The sequence below is a fragment of the Chelatococcus daeguensis genome (genome assembly GCF_001887265.1).
GTDB lineage: Bacteria > Pseudomonadota > Alphaproteobacteria > Rhizobiales > Beijerinckiaceae > Chelatococcus_A > Chelatococcus_A sambhunathii.
In genome coordinates this window covers 1,050,063-1,066,595 of the sequence record NZ_CP018095.1, presented here as the reverse complement: position 1 = coordinate 1,066,595, position 16,533 = coordinate 1,050,063, and the positions used below count along the sequence as shown (strand labels likewise).

Below are 16,533 nucleotides of genomic sequence, written 5' to 3'. Positions count from 1 at the left end.
CATCTGATGAAACTGAAGCAATACCAGACCGATACTCTCTCCATCCTCCGCCGCTTCTTCGAGGAGGCGCGCGTCGCCGGCCCCAAGGGCGCCTATGAGGCGATGACCCGGGAGCCGGAGCAGGCGAAGCGGCTCGGCCGCTATGGCGGCACCTACACGCCCCTCGCCGAGCTGCCGAACGTTCCTTACGTATGCCTTCGCCTGCCCACCGGGGGCGGCAAGACCATCCTCGGCGCCCATTCCATCGCCGTCGCGCGTGATGCCTGGGTGGAGAAGGACTATCCGATGGTGCTCTGGCTGGTGCCGTCGAACACCATCCGCCTGCAGACGGCCGAGGCGCTGAAGAACGCCCGCCACCCCTACCGGCAGGCCTTGGACGAGGCCTTCGACGGCCGGGTGCGCGTGTTCGACATCGCCGATTTCACGCATATCCGCCCGCACGACATTCGCGACCATTGCTGCATCGTCGTCGGCACGATCCAGACCCTGCGGGTCTCGAACACCGAGGGCCGCAAGGTCTATGCCCACAACGAGAACATGGAGCCGCATTTCACGGCGCTGCCCAGGTCACTGCCGGGGCTCGAGCCGCTGGACGGCGGCGGCGTGAAGTTCTCCTTCGCCAACCTGATGCACATCCACCGTCCGCTGATGATCGTGGACGAGGCGCACAACGCCGTCACCGGCCTGACGCGGGAGATGCAGGCGCGGGTCAACCCGTCCGCCATCATCGAGTTCACGGCGACGCCGCGCCTCAACTCCAACATCCTGCACAGCGTGACGGCACAGGAGCTGAAGCGCGAGGAGATGATCAAGCTGCCGATCATGCTGTCCGAGCACGACACCTGGCAGAATGCGGTGAACGGCGCCATCGCGGCGCGCGCCTCTCTGGCCGAGGAAGCCGAGAAGGATCCCGACTACATCCGCCCCATCGTCCTGTTCCAGGCGCAGCCGAAGAACCAGGAGGTGACGGTCGAGGCGCTGAAGACGCACCTGATGGAGGTCGAACAAATCCCCGCGGAGAAGATCGCCGTGGCGACCGGCGATCAGCGCGAATTGGACGGCATCGATCTGTTCGATCCCCAATGCCCGATTGAATACGTCATCACCGTCGAGGCGCTGAAGGAGGGCTGGGATTGCTCCTTCGCTTACGCCTTCTGCTCCGTCTCGCGGATCCAGAGCGCGGTGGATGTGGAACAGTTGCTGGGGCGCGTGCTGCGGATGCCCTACGCCAAGCGCCGCAAGGCGGATCCGCTCAACCGCGCCTATGCCTTCCTGTCCGAACCATCCTTCGGCGAAGCGGCGCGGTCTTTGGCCGACAAGCTGGTCGCCATGGGCTTCGAGGAAGACGAGGCGCGCGACAACATCGAACCGGCGCAGGCCTCGCTTGATGCCGACACCGGCCTGTTCGGCCCGCGCGACAAGCCGAAGCCGACCTTCAGGCACACCGTGACGGCGACGCCCGAGGTGGTTGCGGAGTTGAGGAAGCGTGGGGGCGTGAGCCTCCGCGACACCGGCGGCGGCAGGATCGAGATCGCTGTCGCCGGCCGCGTCGACGGCGCGCTGGAGAAAATCATCGCCGACACGTTGCCCGAGACGGAGCGGCAGGGCTTCGCCGAGGCCGTCGCGAAATACCGCGTCGATGTGAAGGATCAGTTGTCGCCCGCCGAGCAGGGCGAGGCCTTCGAGGTCCCGCGGCTCATGGCCGAGATCCAGGGCGAACTGGCATTCGCCGACACCGACATGTTCATGGAGTTTCACGACTGGTCGCTGCTCGATCATTCCCCGAAACTGGGCGAGGCCGAGTTCGCGATCCGCGAAACGGCCCGCAGCTTCGAAATCGACCTCGACGGCAATCGCATCACCTATCAGTTCGCCGATGAGGCGGAGCAGTTGGCGCTCGACGTCGACGTCGAGGGTTGGACCCCGGAGGCGCTGGTGCTGTGGCTCGACAGGCAGGTGCGCCAGCCGGATATTCACCAGAGCGAGCTGTTGCGCTGGTTGCGCGACCTCGTCGGTCACCTGATCACCGCACGCGGGATGCACATCACGGCGCTGATGCGCTGCAAGTTCATCCTCGCCCGAAAGGTCCGCGAGAAACTCGCCGCCATCCGCCAGCAGGAGCGCGACGGCGTCTACCAGCGATACCTGTTCGCGCCGGAAGCCAAGGTGGATGTGTCGTTCGATGAGGCGTTCAGCTTCAAGGACGGGATGTACTGGGATCAGCGCCGGTATCGTGGCCGCTGGAAGCCGCGCAAGCACTTTCTTGGCCCCGACCATGTGCCGGCCTTCGACGGCGCCGAGAATGGCGAGGAATTCCAGTGCGCGCAGGCCATCGACAGCCTGCCGGGCCTGAAGTTCTGGATTCGCAACGTCGCCCGCCACCCCAACTCGTTCTGGCTGCCGACTGCGACTGACAAGTTCTATCCGGATTTCGTGGCGCAGTTGGAGGACGGAAGGCTGCTCGTCGTCGAGTACAAAGGCGCCCACATCGCCGAAGGCCCCGACACCGCCGAAAAACGAACCATCGGCGAGCTGTGGGAGAAGACGAACGGCGGCAAGGGGCTCTTCATCGTCATCGAGAAGACGGTCAATGGGAAGGACATGCGGGCACAGCTGGTGGAGAAGATTGGCGCCTGATTCCAGCCGTTGATCCCAAGCCGTCTCGCCGCCGCCGAACCTTCCGGAAGGTTCAGTATTGACATGGCGCCACGAAGCAAGAGGCCTCCCGCGAGGGAGGCTTTTAAGCGGCTGTATTCTTGGAGTTATTTGGTTGCGGGGGTAGGATTTGAACCTACGACCTTCAGGTTATGAGTCGTGCCGAACGAACCATGAACAATCACTCGGAAGCGCGAGTTCTTGCGCAGTTTCCGACACTTGCCGATCCCGAGGGCGAGGCTCCGCTTCGCACGATCTGTCGGGATTGCGCAGCGTTTTTCGGCCGCGTGCTTCCGTAATGCTTCCAACGGGCCGAAACCTGATTTTCCGGTAGCACGACCATCAGGCCTTGGTCAGCGACCAGAAGCCGAACTTCCTGCCATGTTCCTCCTTCAGCCGGGCGACGTAGGCGTCGTGCGTCTCGAACGCGCCGAAGTCCGGGATGTCCTGCGCGAGCCGGGCGCAGGAGACCAGGTGCTCGGCGGCATAGCGATACCGCTTCGCCCGCGATCGGGTGAGCGTGAAGTCGATCATCGCGCGGAGCACGAGCGTCGCAGCAAGCGGATGACGCTCTGACAGGGCCTCCGCCGCGGGGGCGAGATACTCGTAGTGGTCGCCGTCGATCTCATCATGCCGGGCCACGAGGAGTTCGGCAGCGCGATCCAGCACGGGCCAGTCGAGGAAGAACTGCAGGGCGTGAAGAAGGCTCGGATAGGCCATGGCGTGCGCCATCGCTCGCTCCTCGGCCTCGATGTCGTCGAAGTCGGGAAGCCGTTTGAGATAGGCCCGCAGGTAGCTGTCGGAGAGCGTGCGCTCGAAGCAGTCCCACCGGAACGTCTGCGCCTCCTCGCCGCGACCCAGCGCCTCCAGCGTCTGCAGGCGAATGTCCTGCCATGCCAGCGGAACCCGCAACCCGTCGCCGAGCTCCGCGCGCTCGAGGAACCCCAGCGCCTCGCCCGCCCTGCCGGCCGCCAGCAGACGCTGCGCGATCTCGGCTGCGATCTGCGGCACCTTGCGGGTCTTCGGGTCATACTGAGCGATGAAGCCGTCGACGTCGCCCTGCGCATCCGCGATGTCCTTGAGCGCCATGGCGACCGTGCTCGCGCGCTCACGCGCCCGCATCTCGTGCTCGAAGGTGGTGCCGCCCGGCCCCCAGCCTACCGCCTTCCATTGATCCTTCGGCGGAACCGTCACATGCGAGCGGCCGAGTTCTTCGGCCATCGATTTCAGGGCCGCCAGCCCCTCGTCGCCAAGCGCAGGCGCCATTATGGCGATCAAGCCGTCATACTGGCCATAGCCGTTGTCCTGCAGCGCATCGAGGACAGTGTCGGCGAGCGCCTGCGGATCCGGCCGGACCTTCCCGGCGAGTTGGCCCAGATCGGCACAGGCATGGTGGAAGATGCCGATGACGGTGCCGCTGGAGTCGTCGCAGCGCTCGAAGACGGGCGTGGCGAGCGCCATGAAACGCCACATCAGCGCCAGCGCCTCGTGCGGATCGGCCGGCGCGATCTGCTCGACGATGGCGCGCCGTTGGGTATCGAGATCCGTGACCAGCGCCTTGCGGTTCTTCCAGTGATGAAGCTGCGGGCGCGGGCGATGCTTGTCAGCCGCTTGGTGATCTCCCGCGCGGCCTCCCTCGGGCTCTGGGCGCCCGCCAGCGCGAGCCGCAGCTTGCGCTTGGCCGCCGCATTGCCGGTGCTGACCTCGATAAGCAGTTGCGCCAGGCGCTCTGCGCCCAGCGCCTCGAGGTTCTTGGCATTGAGGGTGGTCTTGGAAGCCATCGGATCGCCAGGTTCTTTTCCCCGACCCTATCAGCGGCGCACGGGGACCGGAACCTGCGTTCTGATTCGCAAGGCTCGTTGATTTCCCGCACCAGCGCGCTGAAACGACTTGCGCGGAAATGCGTGCCACTTCCTTTTTCTTCGCGATTTCAATGTGTTCGTTGACTGTCGCCCGCACTTCAGCACTGTGGAACGGAGAACGATCCATCGAAGAGTGCCATGCCCAAGCTCACCAAACGCATCATCGACGCCGCAGAAGCCCGCTCCGCCGAATATTTCGTCTGGGACAGCGAGATCCCCGGCTTCGGGCTGCGCGTGCTGCCGAGCGGGCGCAAGGGCTACGTTGTCCAGTACCGCGCCGGACGCCGGTCCCGGCGGATCAGCCTCGGACCCAGCACGGTGCTCACCTGCGAGCAGGCACGCAACCGCGCCATCGCGATCGTTGCAGCCGCGCGGAATGGCGCGGACCCCGCCGCCGAACGCGACTCAGGGCGCAAGGCGATCACGGTGAAGGAGCTGGCGGAGCGGTTCGACAAGGAACACATCGCGATCCGCGTGAAGGCGAGCACCGCCAAGGAGTATCGCCGAAACCTCGAACGCTTCATCCTGCCCGCGCTCGGGCAGCTGACGGTCACGAGCATCACCCGGGCGGACGTGGCGAAGTTCCACCACGACATGCGGCATATCCCCTATCAGGCGAACCGCTGCCTCGAAGTGGTCTCGAAGATGTTCAGCCTCGCCGAGATGTGGGGCCTGCGTCCGGACGGCACCAATCCGCGAAAGCACATCCGGAAATACCCCGAGGAGAAGCGCGAGCGCTTCCTCAGTGCGGCAGAGCTGCGTCGGATCGGCGAGGTTCTGCGCGAGATGGAGGCGGAGGGGATTGAGCTGCCCTCAGCCATTCTCGCCGCCCGCCTGCTGATCCTGACCGGATGTCGGCTGAACGAGATCATGACGGTGAAATGGACCTTCGTCGATCTGGCTGAACGCGTTCTGCGCCTGCCGGATTCGAAGTCCGGCGCCAAGATCGTCCATCTCGGACAGCCCGCCGTCGAACTGCTCCGCGACGCCACGCGCATCGAAGGCAACCCGTGGGTCATCACCGGCACCCTGCCCGGGAAGCGCCTGAGCGATCTGCAGCCCTTCTGGCAGCGCGTCCGCGCCCGCGCCGGGGTGAAGGACGTTCGCATCCACGACCTGCGGCACACCTTCGCGTCGACCGCCGTCGCCTCGGGTCAGGGTCTGCCCATGATCGGCAAGCTCCTTGGCCATACGCAGGTCCAGACCACGGCGCGCTACGCCCACCTGGCGGCCGAGCCGGTGCGGATGGCTGCCGATGCGGTGGCGCAGAACCTCAGGCAATCCTTGGGATAATTTCGCGCCAACCCTTCCCTTTTCGATTGATCCCCAAGCTTCGCGCGGCTACGGTTGCAGAAGGCCCAGAAATTGGGCGCGCATAATTTCCATGCGCATCGACCGATGACGGGAGAGCGTGGTGAGCAACGACAGGTCGGAGCTTCGTTGGGGGGTCGAGCAAAGGCTCGAGTTCATCGAGTTCCGACTGTTCTGGGAGGGGCATGTGAACCGCAGCGATGTGATGACGCAGTTCGGACTGTCGGTGAACCAAGCGTCATCCGACCTGAGCCGCTACATCGGCCTCGCCCCTCACAACATGGACTACGACCGCAGCCTGCGGACCTATGTCCGCCAGCCGAGCTTCAGGCCGGTGTTCGGCAAGCTGGATGCCGGTCGGTACCTCGCCCAACTGCGATCGGTCGCCGACGGCATCCTCGACAAGGACGATTGCTGGATCGCGGAGCTGCCGGATTACGATTCAGCGCCCACGCCGGCCCGCGGGGTTGATCCAGCCACCCTGCGATCAGTGGTGGACGCGATCCGCCGCTCCTTGGCGATCGAGGTCAAGTATCAATCCCTGTCCAGCCCCGAGCCACGCTGGCGCTGGATTGCGCCGCACGCCATCGCCTTCGACGGCTTCCGTTGGCACGCTCGGGCGTTCTGCGTGACCGACAAGTGCTTCAAGGATTTCCTACTCTCGCGGATTCTCGAGATACGCGGGTCGCGCGAGAGCGAAACGTCGGCCGAGAATGACCGCGACTGGCACTCAGAGGTCACCCTCGAAGTCGGCCCCCATCCAGCCCTTTCAGAAACACAGGCCCAGGTGGTCGCCCTCGATTATGGCATGAGGGACGGCAAGGCGAGGATCAAGGTCCGGCGCGCACTTCTCTACTACGCGCTCAGACGGCTCGGGCTGGATACCGACCCGGACGCTCGTAGCCCGCAAGATCAGCAGATCGTGCTGTTGAACCGTCATGGTGTTCTGGAGGGCCAGGTTCGAGACGAGAGCCCCCCGGGGTGACGATGAGAAAGCCACGGCCCGACACCCGAGCCTTCAAATAACGACGAGTAAGCTCCTTGAATCACGCCGCTCACAACAAGCTGATCTCCTTCATCTGGTCGATTGCCGACGACTGCCTCCGTGACGTCTATGTGCGCGGCAAGTACCGGGACGTGATCTTGCCGATGGTCGTCTTGCGTCGCCTGGACACGCTGCTGGAGCCCACCAAGGCGGCTGTTCTGGAAGAAGTTCGCTTCCAACGCGAGGAGATGAAGGCGACGGAACTGGACGATGCCCCGCTGACGGCAGCGTCGGGATATGTGTTCTACAACACCAGCAAGTGGACGCTGAAACAGCTCTACGCCACGGCCACCAACAACCAGCAGATCCTGCTGGCCAATGTCGAGGAATACCTCGGCGGCTTCAGCGAAAACGTCAAGGAGATCATCGCCCGCTTCAAGCTGCTCGAGCAGATGCGGCACATGGCGAACAAGCAGGTCCTGCTCGACGTCCTCGAGAAGTTCATCTCGCCCTACATCAACCTGACGCCCCACGACGCCGAGGATCCCGACGGCAACCTGATGCCGGGCCTGTCGAACCTCGGGATGGGCTATGTCTTCGAAGAGCTGATCCGCAAGTTCAACGAGGAAAACAACGAGGAAGCCGGGGAGCATTTCACGCCGCGCGAGGTCATCCATCTGATGACCCACCTCATCTTCGACCCGATCAGTGGCCAGTTGCCGCCGGTGATGACAATCTACGACCCAGCCTGCGGCAGCGGCGGGATGCTGACCGAGGCCCAGAACTACATCAAGGATCCCGAAGGCCCCATCGCCGCCAAGGGCGACGTCTATCTCTACGGCAAGGAAATCAACGACGAGACCTATGCCATCTGCAAGTCCGACATGATGATCAAGGGCAACAATCCCGAGAACATCAGGGTCGGCTCGACGCTGGCCACCGACGAATTTTCGGGCCATCGCTTCGACTTCATGCTCTCGAACCCGCCCTACGGCAAAAGCTGGAAGAGCGACCTCAAGCACATCAAGGACGGCAACGACGTCATCGACCCGCGCTTCCAGGTCGAACTGACCGACTACTGGGGCAAGACGGAAACCGTCGACGCCACCCCCCGTTCCAGCGACGGCCAGCTTCTGTTCCTGATGGAGATGGTGGGCAAGATGAAGCCCATCGCCAGCAGCGCCATCGGCTCGCGCATCGCCTCCGTCCACAACGGCTCCAGCCTGTTCACCGGCGATGCGGGCAGCGGCGAATCCAACATCCGCCGCTACATCATCGAGAACGACATGCTGGACACCATCATCCAGCTGCCGAACAACCTGTTCTACAACACCGGCATCACCACCTACATCTGGCTGCTGACCAACGCCAAGCCCGAGGCGCGGCGGGGCAAGGTGCAGCTGATCGACGCCAGCCTGATGTTCCGCAAGCTGCGCAAGAACCTCGGCGACAAGAACTGCGAATTCGCGCCCGAACACATCGACCAGATCACCGCCGCCTATCTCGCCTTCCAGCCGGTCGAACGGCAGCTCGACGCGAACGGCGATCCCACCGGCATCGCGGTGCAGATCTTCGACAACACCGATTTCGGCTATCACAAGGTCACCATCGAACGCCCCGACCGCCGTCGCGCGCAGTTCAGCGCGGAGCGGCTGGAACCCCTGCGCTTTGACAAATCCCTGCGCGAGCCGATGGAGCATCTCTGGGCCGAACATGGCGAGCGCGTCTATGAACCCGGCTTCCTGAAAACCCAGGCCAAGGCGATCCAGACCTGGTGCGAGGAGCAGGAGATCGCGCTGAACGCCAAACAGCGCGCCAAGCTGACCGACACCGCCCTCTGGACCCGCCAGCGCGACCTGATCGGGGTCGGCCATCAGCTGATGCAGGCCATCGGCACCGAGGAGACGGCGGATTTCAACGCCTTCCGCGACCGGGTGGCCAAGGTGCTGAAGGCCCGCAGGATCAAGCTGTCTGCCACCGAGAAGAACGCGATCCTGAACGCGGTCAGCTGGTATGCCGACGACGCCGAAAAGGTCGTCGGCAAGACCCTGACCTTCACCCGCTCCGAGCTCGAGGACGTCGCGGCGCGGCTGGGCTGCCATATCGACGAACTGGGCGACTTCGGCCTTTATGCCCAACCGGATGGCAGCTGGCTGACCTACGAGCCCAGCACCGACCTGCGCGACAGCGAGGCGGTGCCGCTGAAGGACAGCATCCACCGCTATTTCAAGGCCGAGGTGAAGCCGCATGTGCCCGAGGCCTGGATCAACCTCGACACGGTCAGGATCGGCTACGAGATCAGCTTCAACAAGTATTTCTACCGCCACAAGCCGCTGCGCAGCCTCGAGGAGGTGACGCGGGACATCCTGGCGCTGGAACGCCGGGCCGACGGCCTGATCGCCGATATCCTGGGGGTGAAGCCCGCCGATCTGTCGGAGGCGGTGTGATGACGCTTGCTGCCTGGCCGACCTATGACAGCTACAAGGACAGCGGCGTTGAGTGGATTGGCGATGTCCCCGCGAGCTGGTCCGTCGAACGTGGGAAGTGGCTTTTCGTCAAGAAAGATCGCCCGGTTCGTCCAGAAGATGAGATCGTTACCTGTTTTCGGGACGGGCAAGTCACCCTTCGGAACAACAGGCGGACAGAGGGCTTCACCAATGCCCTGAAAGAACATGGATATCAGGGAATCCGGAAGGGCGACCTGGTGATCCACGCAATGGATGCCTTTGCCGGTGCCATTGGCGTCTCTGACTCCGATGGCAAGTCAACGCCCGTCTATTCAGCCTGTGTTCCGCGCGAGCCTGATACGGTCGATCCCTACTTCTACGCCTATTACATGCGGCACATCGCTTTGTCGGGTTTGCTGGTTTCTCTGGCAAAGGGGATCAGAGAGCGTTCGACAGACTTCCGCTACAATGACTTCGCCGACCTGCAACTGGCCGTTCCATCGCTTACCGAACAACGCGCCATATCAGCGTTTCTGGATGAGAAATGCGCCAGGGTGGACGAGGCGGTGCGGATCAAGGAAGAGCAGATCGCGCTGTTGCGCGAGCGGCGGCAGATCCTGATCCAGCAGGCCGTCACCCGCGGCCTGAACCCCGCCGCCCCCATGAAGGACAGCGGCATCGACTGGATCGGCCAAATCCCCGCGCATTGGGAGGTGCGGCGCAACTTCGTCCTGTTCCAAGAAATGAAGGTCTCGGGCCGTGCCGATCTGCCGGTACTGTCGGTGTCGATCCACAGCGGCGTGTCGTCCGAGGAGTTGAGCGACGAAGAGAACATCCGCTCGATCATCAAGATCGAAGACCGCACTTCATACAAGGAAGTGAAGCCCGGTGACGTAGCCTATAATATGATGCGCGCGTGGCAGGGCGGCATCGGGGCTGTATCCGTGCATGGCATGGTCAGCCCGGCCTATGTGGTTGCAAGGCCAAACTCGGCGATGGCGGCGGATTACTTCGAATTGCTGTATCGCTGCCCAGCGTTCATTCGACAGATGGATTCCGGCTCCAAGGGCATCACCGATTTCCGCAAGCGACTCTATTGGGACGATTTCAAGAACCTGTTGACACTCGTTCCCCCTCGCGATGAGCAAGCGGAAATTGTTCTGCACATCACCGAGTTGTCGAAGAAGATCGAGGACGCCATCGCCATCAAGGAAGAGCAGATCGCCGCGCTCAAGGAATACAAGACCAGCCTGATCAACGCGGCGGTCACGGGCAAGATCAAGGTGGCGTAAGGGGGGATCATGGTCAGCAACACCAGGGAAGTGGCACTGGAACAGGCGATCCAGCGGCGCCTGACCGGCCTGACGACCGAAGAGCTGGCCGGCCAGCCCGCCCCCGCCGGCCACGGCCCCTTTCGCCTTGGCCAGCCCTCCGACTTCGACGCCGCCTACGCGCTCGACACGCGCCTCTTCTGGGAGTTTCTGGAAACCACCCAAGGCAAGGAGCTGGCCAAGCTGAAGGCGCGCAATCCGGGTGACTGGCAGCGCAAGATCCTTGAACGCTTCGACCGGCTGATCAGGAAGAACGGCGTGCTGCATCTGCTGAAAAAGGGCCTCGCCGTCGATGACGCGCATCTGACGCTGATGTATCCCGCCCCGGTGGCCAGTTCCGCGGCGAAGGTGCACGAGAACTTCGCCGCCAACATCTTCAGCGTCACCCGGCAGGTCCGCTATTCGCAGACCAACCCGGGCGAAGAGATCGACATGGTCCTCTTCCTCAACGGGTTGCCGCTGATCACCATCGAGCTGAAGAACCCCTGGACCGGCCAGACCGCCCGCTATCACGGGCAGAAGCAGTATCGCGACGGCCGCGACGCCACCCAGCCCCTGCTGCAGTTCGGCCGCGCGCTGGTGCATATGGCCGTGGACACCGACGAGGTGTTCATGACCACGAAACTCGCAGGGCCTGCGACCTTCTTCCTGCCCTTCAACAAGGGCCACAACCAGGGCGAGGGCAATCCGCCCAACCCCAATGGCCACAAGACCGCCTATCTGTGGGAAGATGTTTTCCCCAGGGAAAGCCTGGCGGGCATCATCCAGCATTTCGTGCTGCTGGAGGGCAAGGCGACCGACCCGCTGGCCAGGAAGACCCTGATCTTCCCGCGCTATCACCAGCTGGAGGTGGTGCGCCGCCTGCTGGCCCATGCGGCCACGACCGGCGTCGGGCACAGCTACCTGATCCAGCACTCGGCGGGTTCGGGCAAGTCGAACTCGATCACCTGGACGGCCTATCAGCTGATCGAAACCTACCCGGCCAAGGCGGGCATTCCGGGCGCCAAGGGACTGGACCAGCCGCTGTTCGACAGCGTGATCGTGGTGACCGACCGGCGGCTTCTGGACAAGCAGCTGCGCGAGAACATCAAGGATTTCTCCGAGGTCAAGAACATCGTCGCCCCGGCCATGCGGTCGGCCGACCTGAAGGCGGCCCTGGAGAACGGCAAGAAGATCATCATCACGACGATCCAGAAGTTCCCGTTCATCATCGACGGGATCGCCGACCTCAGCGACAAGCGGTTCGCGGTGATCATCGACGAGGCCCACAGCGGCCAGAGCGGCAGCGCGCATGACAACATGAACCGCGCGATGGGCGCTGGCGATCAGGATCCGGACGAGGATGACCCGCAGGACCGGATCCTCGCGGCGATGCAGGCGCGCAAGATGCGGGGCAACGCCTCGTATTTCGCCTTCACCGCGACTCCCAAGAACACCACGCTGGAAAAGTTCGGCGAGCGTCAGGCTGACGGCAGTTTCAAGCCCTTCCACCTCTACAGCATGAAGCAGGCCATCGAGGAGGGCTTCATCCTCAACGTGTTGGCGAATTACATGACCTACAAGAGCTATTACGAGATCCAGAAGTCGATTGCCGAGAACCCGCTGTTCGACACGAAGAAGGCCCAGAAGAAGCTGCGCGCCTATGTCGAGCGCAGCCAGCAGACGATCAACACCAAGGCCGAGATCATGCTCGACCATTTCATCGAGCATGTGGTGACGCCGAAGAAGCTGCGCGGCAAGGCCAAGGGGATGATCGTCACCCAGAACATCGAGGCGGCCATCCGCTACTACAAGGCGGTGACGAGGCTGCTGGCGGAGCGGGGAAACCCGTTCAAGGCGCTGATCGCGTTCTCGGGCGAGAAGGTCGTGGACGGGGTGACCTACACCGAGGCCGAGATGAACAGCTTTCCCGAGGCCGACACGCGAAATCGGTTCGACGAGGACGAGTACCGGCTGCTCGTGGTGGCCAACAAGTATCTGACCGGATTCGACCAGCCGAAGCTGACCACGATGTATGTTGACAAGAAGCTGCAGCACGTTCTCGCCGTGCAGGCGCTGTCGCGCCTGAACCGGTCCGCACCGAAACTCGGGAAACGGACCGAGGATCTGTTCATTCTCGATTTCTTCAACGATGTGGCCGACATCAAGGCGGCGTTCGATCCCTTCTACACCGTCACCACCTTGTCATCCGCGACGGATGTGAATGTCCTTCATGAGCTGAAGGGATCGCTCGACCAGGTCGGCGTTTACGAGTGGCAAGAGGTCGAGGACTTCGTCACGCGCTACTTCGCAGGTGAGGATGCTCAGACGCTCAGCCCGTTGATCGACACCGCGGCAGATCGGTTCAACCAGCAACTGGAACTGTCCGAGAAGGACAAGATCGACTTCAAGATCAAGGCGCGGCAGTTCGTCAAGATCTACGGCCAGATGGCGTCGATCATGCCGTTCGAAGTCATCGAGTGGGAGAAGCTCTTCTGGTTCCTGAAGTTCCTGGTGCCGAAGCTGAAGATCAAGGATCCCGATCAGGACATGCTCGATGAGTTGCTGGAGGCGGTCGATCTGTCGTCCTATGGACTGCAGCGGACTAAATTAAACCAGAACATCGGTCTCGATGCGTCGCCGACCGAGCTCGATCCGCAGAACCCCAATCCGCGCGGTTACAGGGATGGCGACCCCGAAAGGGACCCGCTGGACGAAATCGTCCGTACGTTCAACGAGCGATGGTTCCAGGGCTGGGGCGCGACACCCGAGGAACAGAGGGTGAAGTTCATCAATGTCGTCAACAGTGTCCGCGCGCACCCCGATTTCGGCGAGAAGTATGCAGCCAATCCGGATCCTTACAACCGGGAGATTGCCCTCGAGAAAATGCTTCAGGACGTGATGCTGAAACGGCGGAAAGAGGAACTCGAGTTGTACAAGCTATTCGCCTCAGACCCAGCGTTTAAGACAGCCTGGAGTCAGAGCATTGCGAGCGTCCTGAATGGCCAGTTCAGGGTGTGATTTTCTTCGTTCCGGTCGCTACCCGGAGGATCAAGCATAGCGAGCCCAAATGAAGCCCCGTTCGATCAATATCTTCCTCCTCGACGGCGATCCGAACGGTATCCGGGTGGCGCAGATTTCCATGTCGACAATTCAGGCGATTGCTTTCCGGCGAAACCAGCTGAAACGAGTCTGCGGCGCGTTCCCAGAAATCGAGCGGCCCGGCGTCTATGTTCTGATCGGTGGTGACGAGAACGAACCTGACCGCCAGCTTGCCTACATCGGTGAGTCAGAGGGCGTCGGTGCACGGCTGTCCTATCACAACTCGAACGAGACCGGTCGAGACGCGAAGAGCTTCTGGACGGACACAGTCGTTCTGATCAGCAAGGACGAAAACCTTACCAAGAGCCACGCGCGCTACGTCGAAGCTTGCCTGATCCGAAGCGTAGGAAGCAACCCGCGCTGGACGATCCCGAACATGAAGCGGCCATCCGAGGACGCGGGAAAACTCCCGCTGCCTGACCGCGCCGCGATGGATGAATTCATCGATCAGACGAAGACACTGGTAGGCGCGCTCGGCTGGGATCTGTTCCGCGAGATGCGCGGACGCCCTGCGGAGGCTGTCGAGGCCCCGCAGCCTGTTTCTCAAGCGAAGGGTTCTGACGGTCTGAGGTTCTTCTTTCGAGGGGATGGATTCGCGGCCGAGATGCACCTCGGTTCATCAGGCGACTTCGTGGTCCAGGCTGGGTCGAAGGCAAGGGTCAGAACCACGACGACCATCCCCCGCGGCACGACGGCGATGCGCCGCACATTGCTTGATACTGGGGTGCTGCGTGAAGAGGGCGAATTCCTGCTGTTCACGAGCGACTACAGCTTTCCTTCAGCGTCTGCTGCCGCTGCAACGGTGATCGGGGCGAGCGCGAACGGACGCATCTTGTGGAAGCTCCCGGACGGTCGCACGTATGCTGATTGGGAAGCGAACCAGGACAACGGCAGCGGGACCCTCGGCACGTCGCTCGGACCGCCGGAGGCGTAGTCACAGCATGTCCTTCCGCTTCTGGCGCCGCATCCGGATTGCTCCCGGGGTCACGCTGAACCTTTCGAAGTCCACCGCATCGCTGTCCTTCGGCCCGCGCGGCGCGAAATATACCGTCAGCCCGCGCGGCAACCGGTCGACAGTGGGTCTTCCAGGGACGGGCCTCTTCTACACCGTCCACGAGCCACGCCGTCCGTCAGCCTCGAACGCGCCCCGGGTCCAGGTCGCATTCGTCGCCCTCATGGGTCGTCCTCACCCGGTCGAAGATGTCGACATGGGCATGGGCAGCGCCCGAGAACTCCTTGATCGCGGAAACGAAGGCATAGCAGGCCGACGCGTCACGCTGCATGACGCAACCGGCGTCGGTCATGTAGCCCGCCCACATCCGACCGCGCCGACGGTCCTCCGTGAAGCGAACTTCCTCGGCATGACGAAAGCGGTCCTGCGCGTTCAGGAACATCCAGAGCGACCGCGCGTGCGGGTTTGCGAGCCCGTCGAGGAGGGCGGGATCCTCGGCCACGCTGTAGATCGCGGCCTGCCCCGGCTCGTCGGACAGGGCATGGACGCGCTCGGCGTCGTTCGAGATCCGGTCGCGCTGGACGCGGGACATCTTCTCGATGGCGCCGAGAAGCGGCCCGGAGAGGTCGGCGTCCGATGCGGGCCAGTCGAACTCGGTGGGCAGGCCGATCTCCGGCCGGTCGAAGTATTCGCGCAGCGCCTCGCCGGGCGTCTTGCGAAGGAAGGCGGACAGTGCAGTCACCGTGATCTCCTTTCTGGCGATTCCATGTATCGGCTGATCTGCTAATCAGCGTATATCGCGCCAGAGAGGAGTCAATCGAAAAAATACGCGCTTCAGCGGATTCGCGATCAACGGCCGAAAAGCGAGGGCTGTCCGTGTGTCGAAGTGATCAGGTTTAGCTTCAACAGCCTGATGCGGGCGGCCTCTTCGGAGACCGCGAACCGCTCCATGACCATCTGGATCAGCCGCGCGGCATGCTCCGTCGAAACATGGATATCGCCGTGCAGCTCGCGCGGGCTGCAGTAATCGGAAACGAGGCGACGGAGCGGCGTGGCCGGCATCAGCAGCGCGCCGCTGATATAGCCGGCCTGCCATTCCATCCAGTCGGACTGCGGGGCGTCCAGGATGTTGTCGCGCTTGGAGATCGCCTTGTTCGCATTCACCCCGCGCTCGAGCAGGTCGCCGTTGGCGAACTTCTGCGCCCAGAGAGGCCCGTGGAACTTCACGTGCCCGAACTCATGGGTGAGCGTGGTGCGGAAGCGATTCTCGCGCCGTTCGTCCGCCGCGATCCGTTCGGAGATGGAGACCTTGGGGCCCCGGTTCGGGAAGAACTCGGTGACGCCTTCCACATCGGCGCCGTATTTGGATAGGTCGGCGTAGCTGTCGAGCTCGGCATCGTGCATCTCGATCAGAACGGTCAGGTCCTCGGTCGAGACCGGATACTCGACCTTCGTCCTGCGCTTCAGAAGGAGCTGATGGATCAGCCGCTCGCACTCGTCGTCGAGATCACGCTCCAGGTAATAGGGTCGCTCGGCAAAGCGGCCCGTGGTGTCACGGATCATCTTCACCATGCGAACCTCCCTACTCCTTCAACGTCTTCCTGAAATTGGCGAAGGCCTTGACGACCTTTTCCGGGGTTGACGCATCCGGTCGCAGATCATCCGGCAGCCGGCCTGCGAGTGCATACAAGTAGTCCTCCGGTATGTTCAGGATGCCGGAGAACTGGCGGATCAGGTGCCCCGAGGTGGGGCTGCGTCGATCGTGCTCGATGTCGTTGAGGTACTGCGGGGAGATCGACCCGCCGCCCTCTTCCTTCATCACGCGCGCTGCGAGCTCCTTCTGGCTGAGACCGAGTCCCTTGCGGGCCTTCGAAATCGCCTGGCCGAAGGTCACACCGTCGGCGGACAT

At 62.9% G+C, this 16,533-nt stretch carries 10 protein-coding genes and 2 pseudogenes; 8 read left to right on the top strand and 4 right to left on the bottom strand.

The features are described from left to right. Nucleotides 1–6: 6 nt before the first annotated feature. Entirely contained in the window at nt 7–2,637 is a 2,631-nt protein-coding gene (locus BOQ54_RS05045) for a DEAD/DEAH box helicase (protein ID WP_055461042.1), read from the top strand. A gap of 360 nt (nt 2,638–2,997) precedes the next feature. On the opposite strand, the pseudogene BOQ54_RS05040 reads toward BOQ54_RS05045, so the two are convergent. After that, a pseudogene (locus BOQ54_RS05040) lies at nt 2,998–4,436 on the bottom strand (DUF6880 family protein). Between the two features lie 219 nt (nt 4,437–4,655). Between BOQ54_RS05040 and BOQ54_RS05035 the strand changes: the two are divergent. The 7 genes and pseudogenes from BOQ54_RS05035 to BOQ54_RS20430 all read left to right on the top strand — a co-directional run. Continuing rightward, nucleotides 4,656–5,810, top strand: a complete 1,155-nt coding sequence (locus tag BOQ54_RS05035) for a tyrosine-type recombinase/integrase (RefSeq protein ID WP_071923435.1) — start codon at nt 4,656–4,658, stop codon at nt 5,808–5,810. 121 nt (nt 5,811–5,931) lie between these two features. Beyond that, a complete protein-coding gene (locus tag BOQ54_RS05030; protein ID WP_071924398.1) occupies nt 5,932–6,813 on the top strand; it encodes a WYL domain-containing protein in 882 nt (293 codons plus the stop codon). Between the two features lie 56 nt (nt 6,814–6,869). Next, nucleotides 6,870–9,260 (top strand): type I restriction-modification system subunit M, encoded by a 2,391-nt coding sequence (locus BOQ54_RS05025; protein WP_071923434.1) that lies wholly within the window; start codon nt 6,870–6,872, stop codon nt 9,258–9,260. Next, entirely contained in the window at nt 9,260–10,552 is a 1,293-nt protein-coding gene (locus BOQ54_RS05020; RefSeq protein WP_071923433.1) for a restriction endonuclease subunit S, read from the top strand. The genes BOQ54_RS05025 and BOQ54_RS05020 overlap by 1 nt, the downstream gene beginning before the upstream one ends. 9 nt (nt 10,553–10,561) lie before the next feature. After that, on the top strand, nt 10,562–13,591 hold the full coding sequence (locus tag BOQ54_RS05015) for a type I restriction endonuclease subunit R (RefSeq protein ID WP_071923432.1): 3,030 nt from the start codon (nt 10,562–10,564) through the stop codon (nt 13,589–13,591). Between the two features lie 49 nt (nt 13,592–13,640). Beyond that, the gene (locus BOQ54_RS05010) at nt 13,641–14,606 is read left to right on the top strand and encodes a GIY-YIG nuclease family protein (RefSeq protein WP_071923431.1); all 966 of its coding nucleotides are present in this window, start codon (nt 13,641–13,643) and stop codon (nt 14,604–14,606) included. Then, a pseudogene (locus BOQ54_RS20430) lies at nt 14,533–14,769 on the top strand (DUF4236 domain-containing protein); the annotation flags it as partial. The gene BOQ54_RS05010 and the pseudogene BOQ54_RS20430, both read left to right, overlap by 74 nt. A 33-nt stretch (nt 14,770–14,802) precedes the next feature. Here BOQ54_RS20430 and BOQ54_RS20200 read toward each other — a convergent pair. The 3 genes from BOQ54_RS20200 to BOQ54_RS04990 form a co-directional block, all read right to left on the bottom strand. Then, nucleotides 14,803–15,366, bottom strand: coding sequence for a hypothetical protein (locus BOQ54_RS20200; RefSeq protein ID WP_186438066.1), 564 nt, complete (start codon nt 15,364–15,366; stop codon nt 14,803–14,805). Between the two features lie 107 nt (nt 15,367–15,473). Beyond that, nucleotides 15,474–16,196 carry an ImmA/IrrE family metallo-endopeptidase gene (locus tag BOQ54_RS04995; RefSeq protein WP_071923430.1) on the bottom strand — a complete coding sequence of 241 codons (723 nt, stop codon included), beginning with the start codon at nt 16,194–16,196 and terminating at the stop codon, nt 15,474–15,476. Between the two features lie 10 nt (nt 16,197–16,206). Next, on the bottom strand, nt 16,207–16,533 hold the full coding sequence (locus BOQ54_RS04990; RefSeq protein ID WP_071923429.1) for a helix-turn-helix domain-containing protein: 327 nt from the start codon (nt 16,531–16,533) through the stop codon (nt 16,207–16,209).

Excerpts from the sequence above, each read along its gene's own strand:
- BOQ54_RS05045 (WP_055461042.1), top strand. The coding sequence starts at position 7 with ATGAAACTGAAGCAATACCAGACCGATACTCTCTCCATCCTCCGCCGC.
- BOQ54_RS05035 (WP_071923435.1), top strand. The coding sequence starts at position 4,656 with ATGCCCAAGCTCACCAAACGCATCATCGACGCCGCAGAAGCCCGCTCC.
- BOQ54_RS05020 (WP_071923433.1), top strand. The coding sequence starts at position 9,260 with ATGACGCTTGCTGCCTGGCCGACCTATGACAGCTACAAGGACAGCGGC.
- BOQ54_RS05015 (WP_071923432.1), top strand. The coding sequence starts at position 10,562 with ATGGTCAGCAACACCAGGGAAGTGGCACTGGAACAGGCGATCCAGCGG.
- BOQ54_RS05010 (WP_071923431.1), top strand. The coding sequence starts at position 13,641 with ATGAAGCCCCGTTCGATCAATATCTTCCTCCTCGACGGCGATCCGAAC.
- BOQ54_RS04995 (WP_071923430.1), bottom strand. The coding sequence starts at position 16,196 with ATGGTGAAGATGATCCGTGACACCACGGGCCGCTTTGCCGAGCGACCC.
- BOQ54_RS04990 (WP_071923429.1), bottom strand. The coding sequence starts at position 16,533 with ATGTCCGCCGACGGTGTGACCTTCGGCCAGGCGATTTCGAAGGCCCGC.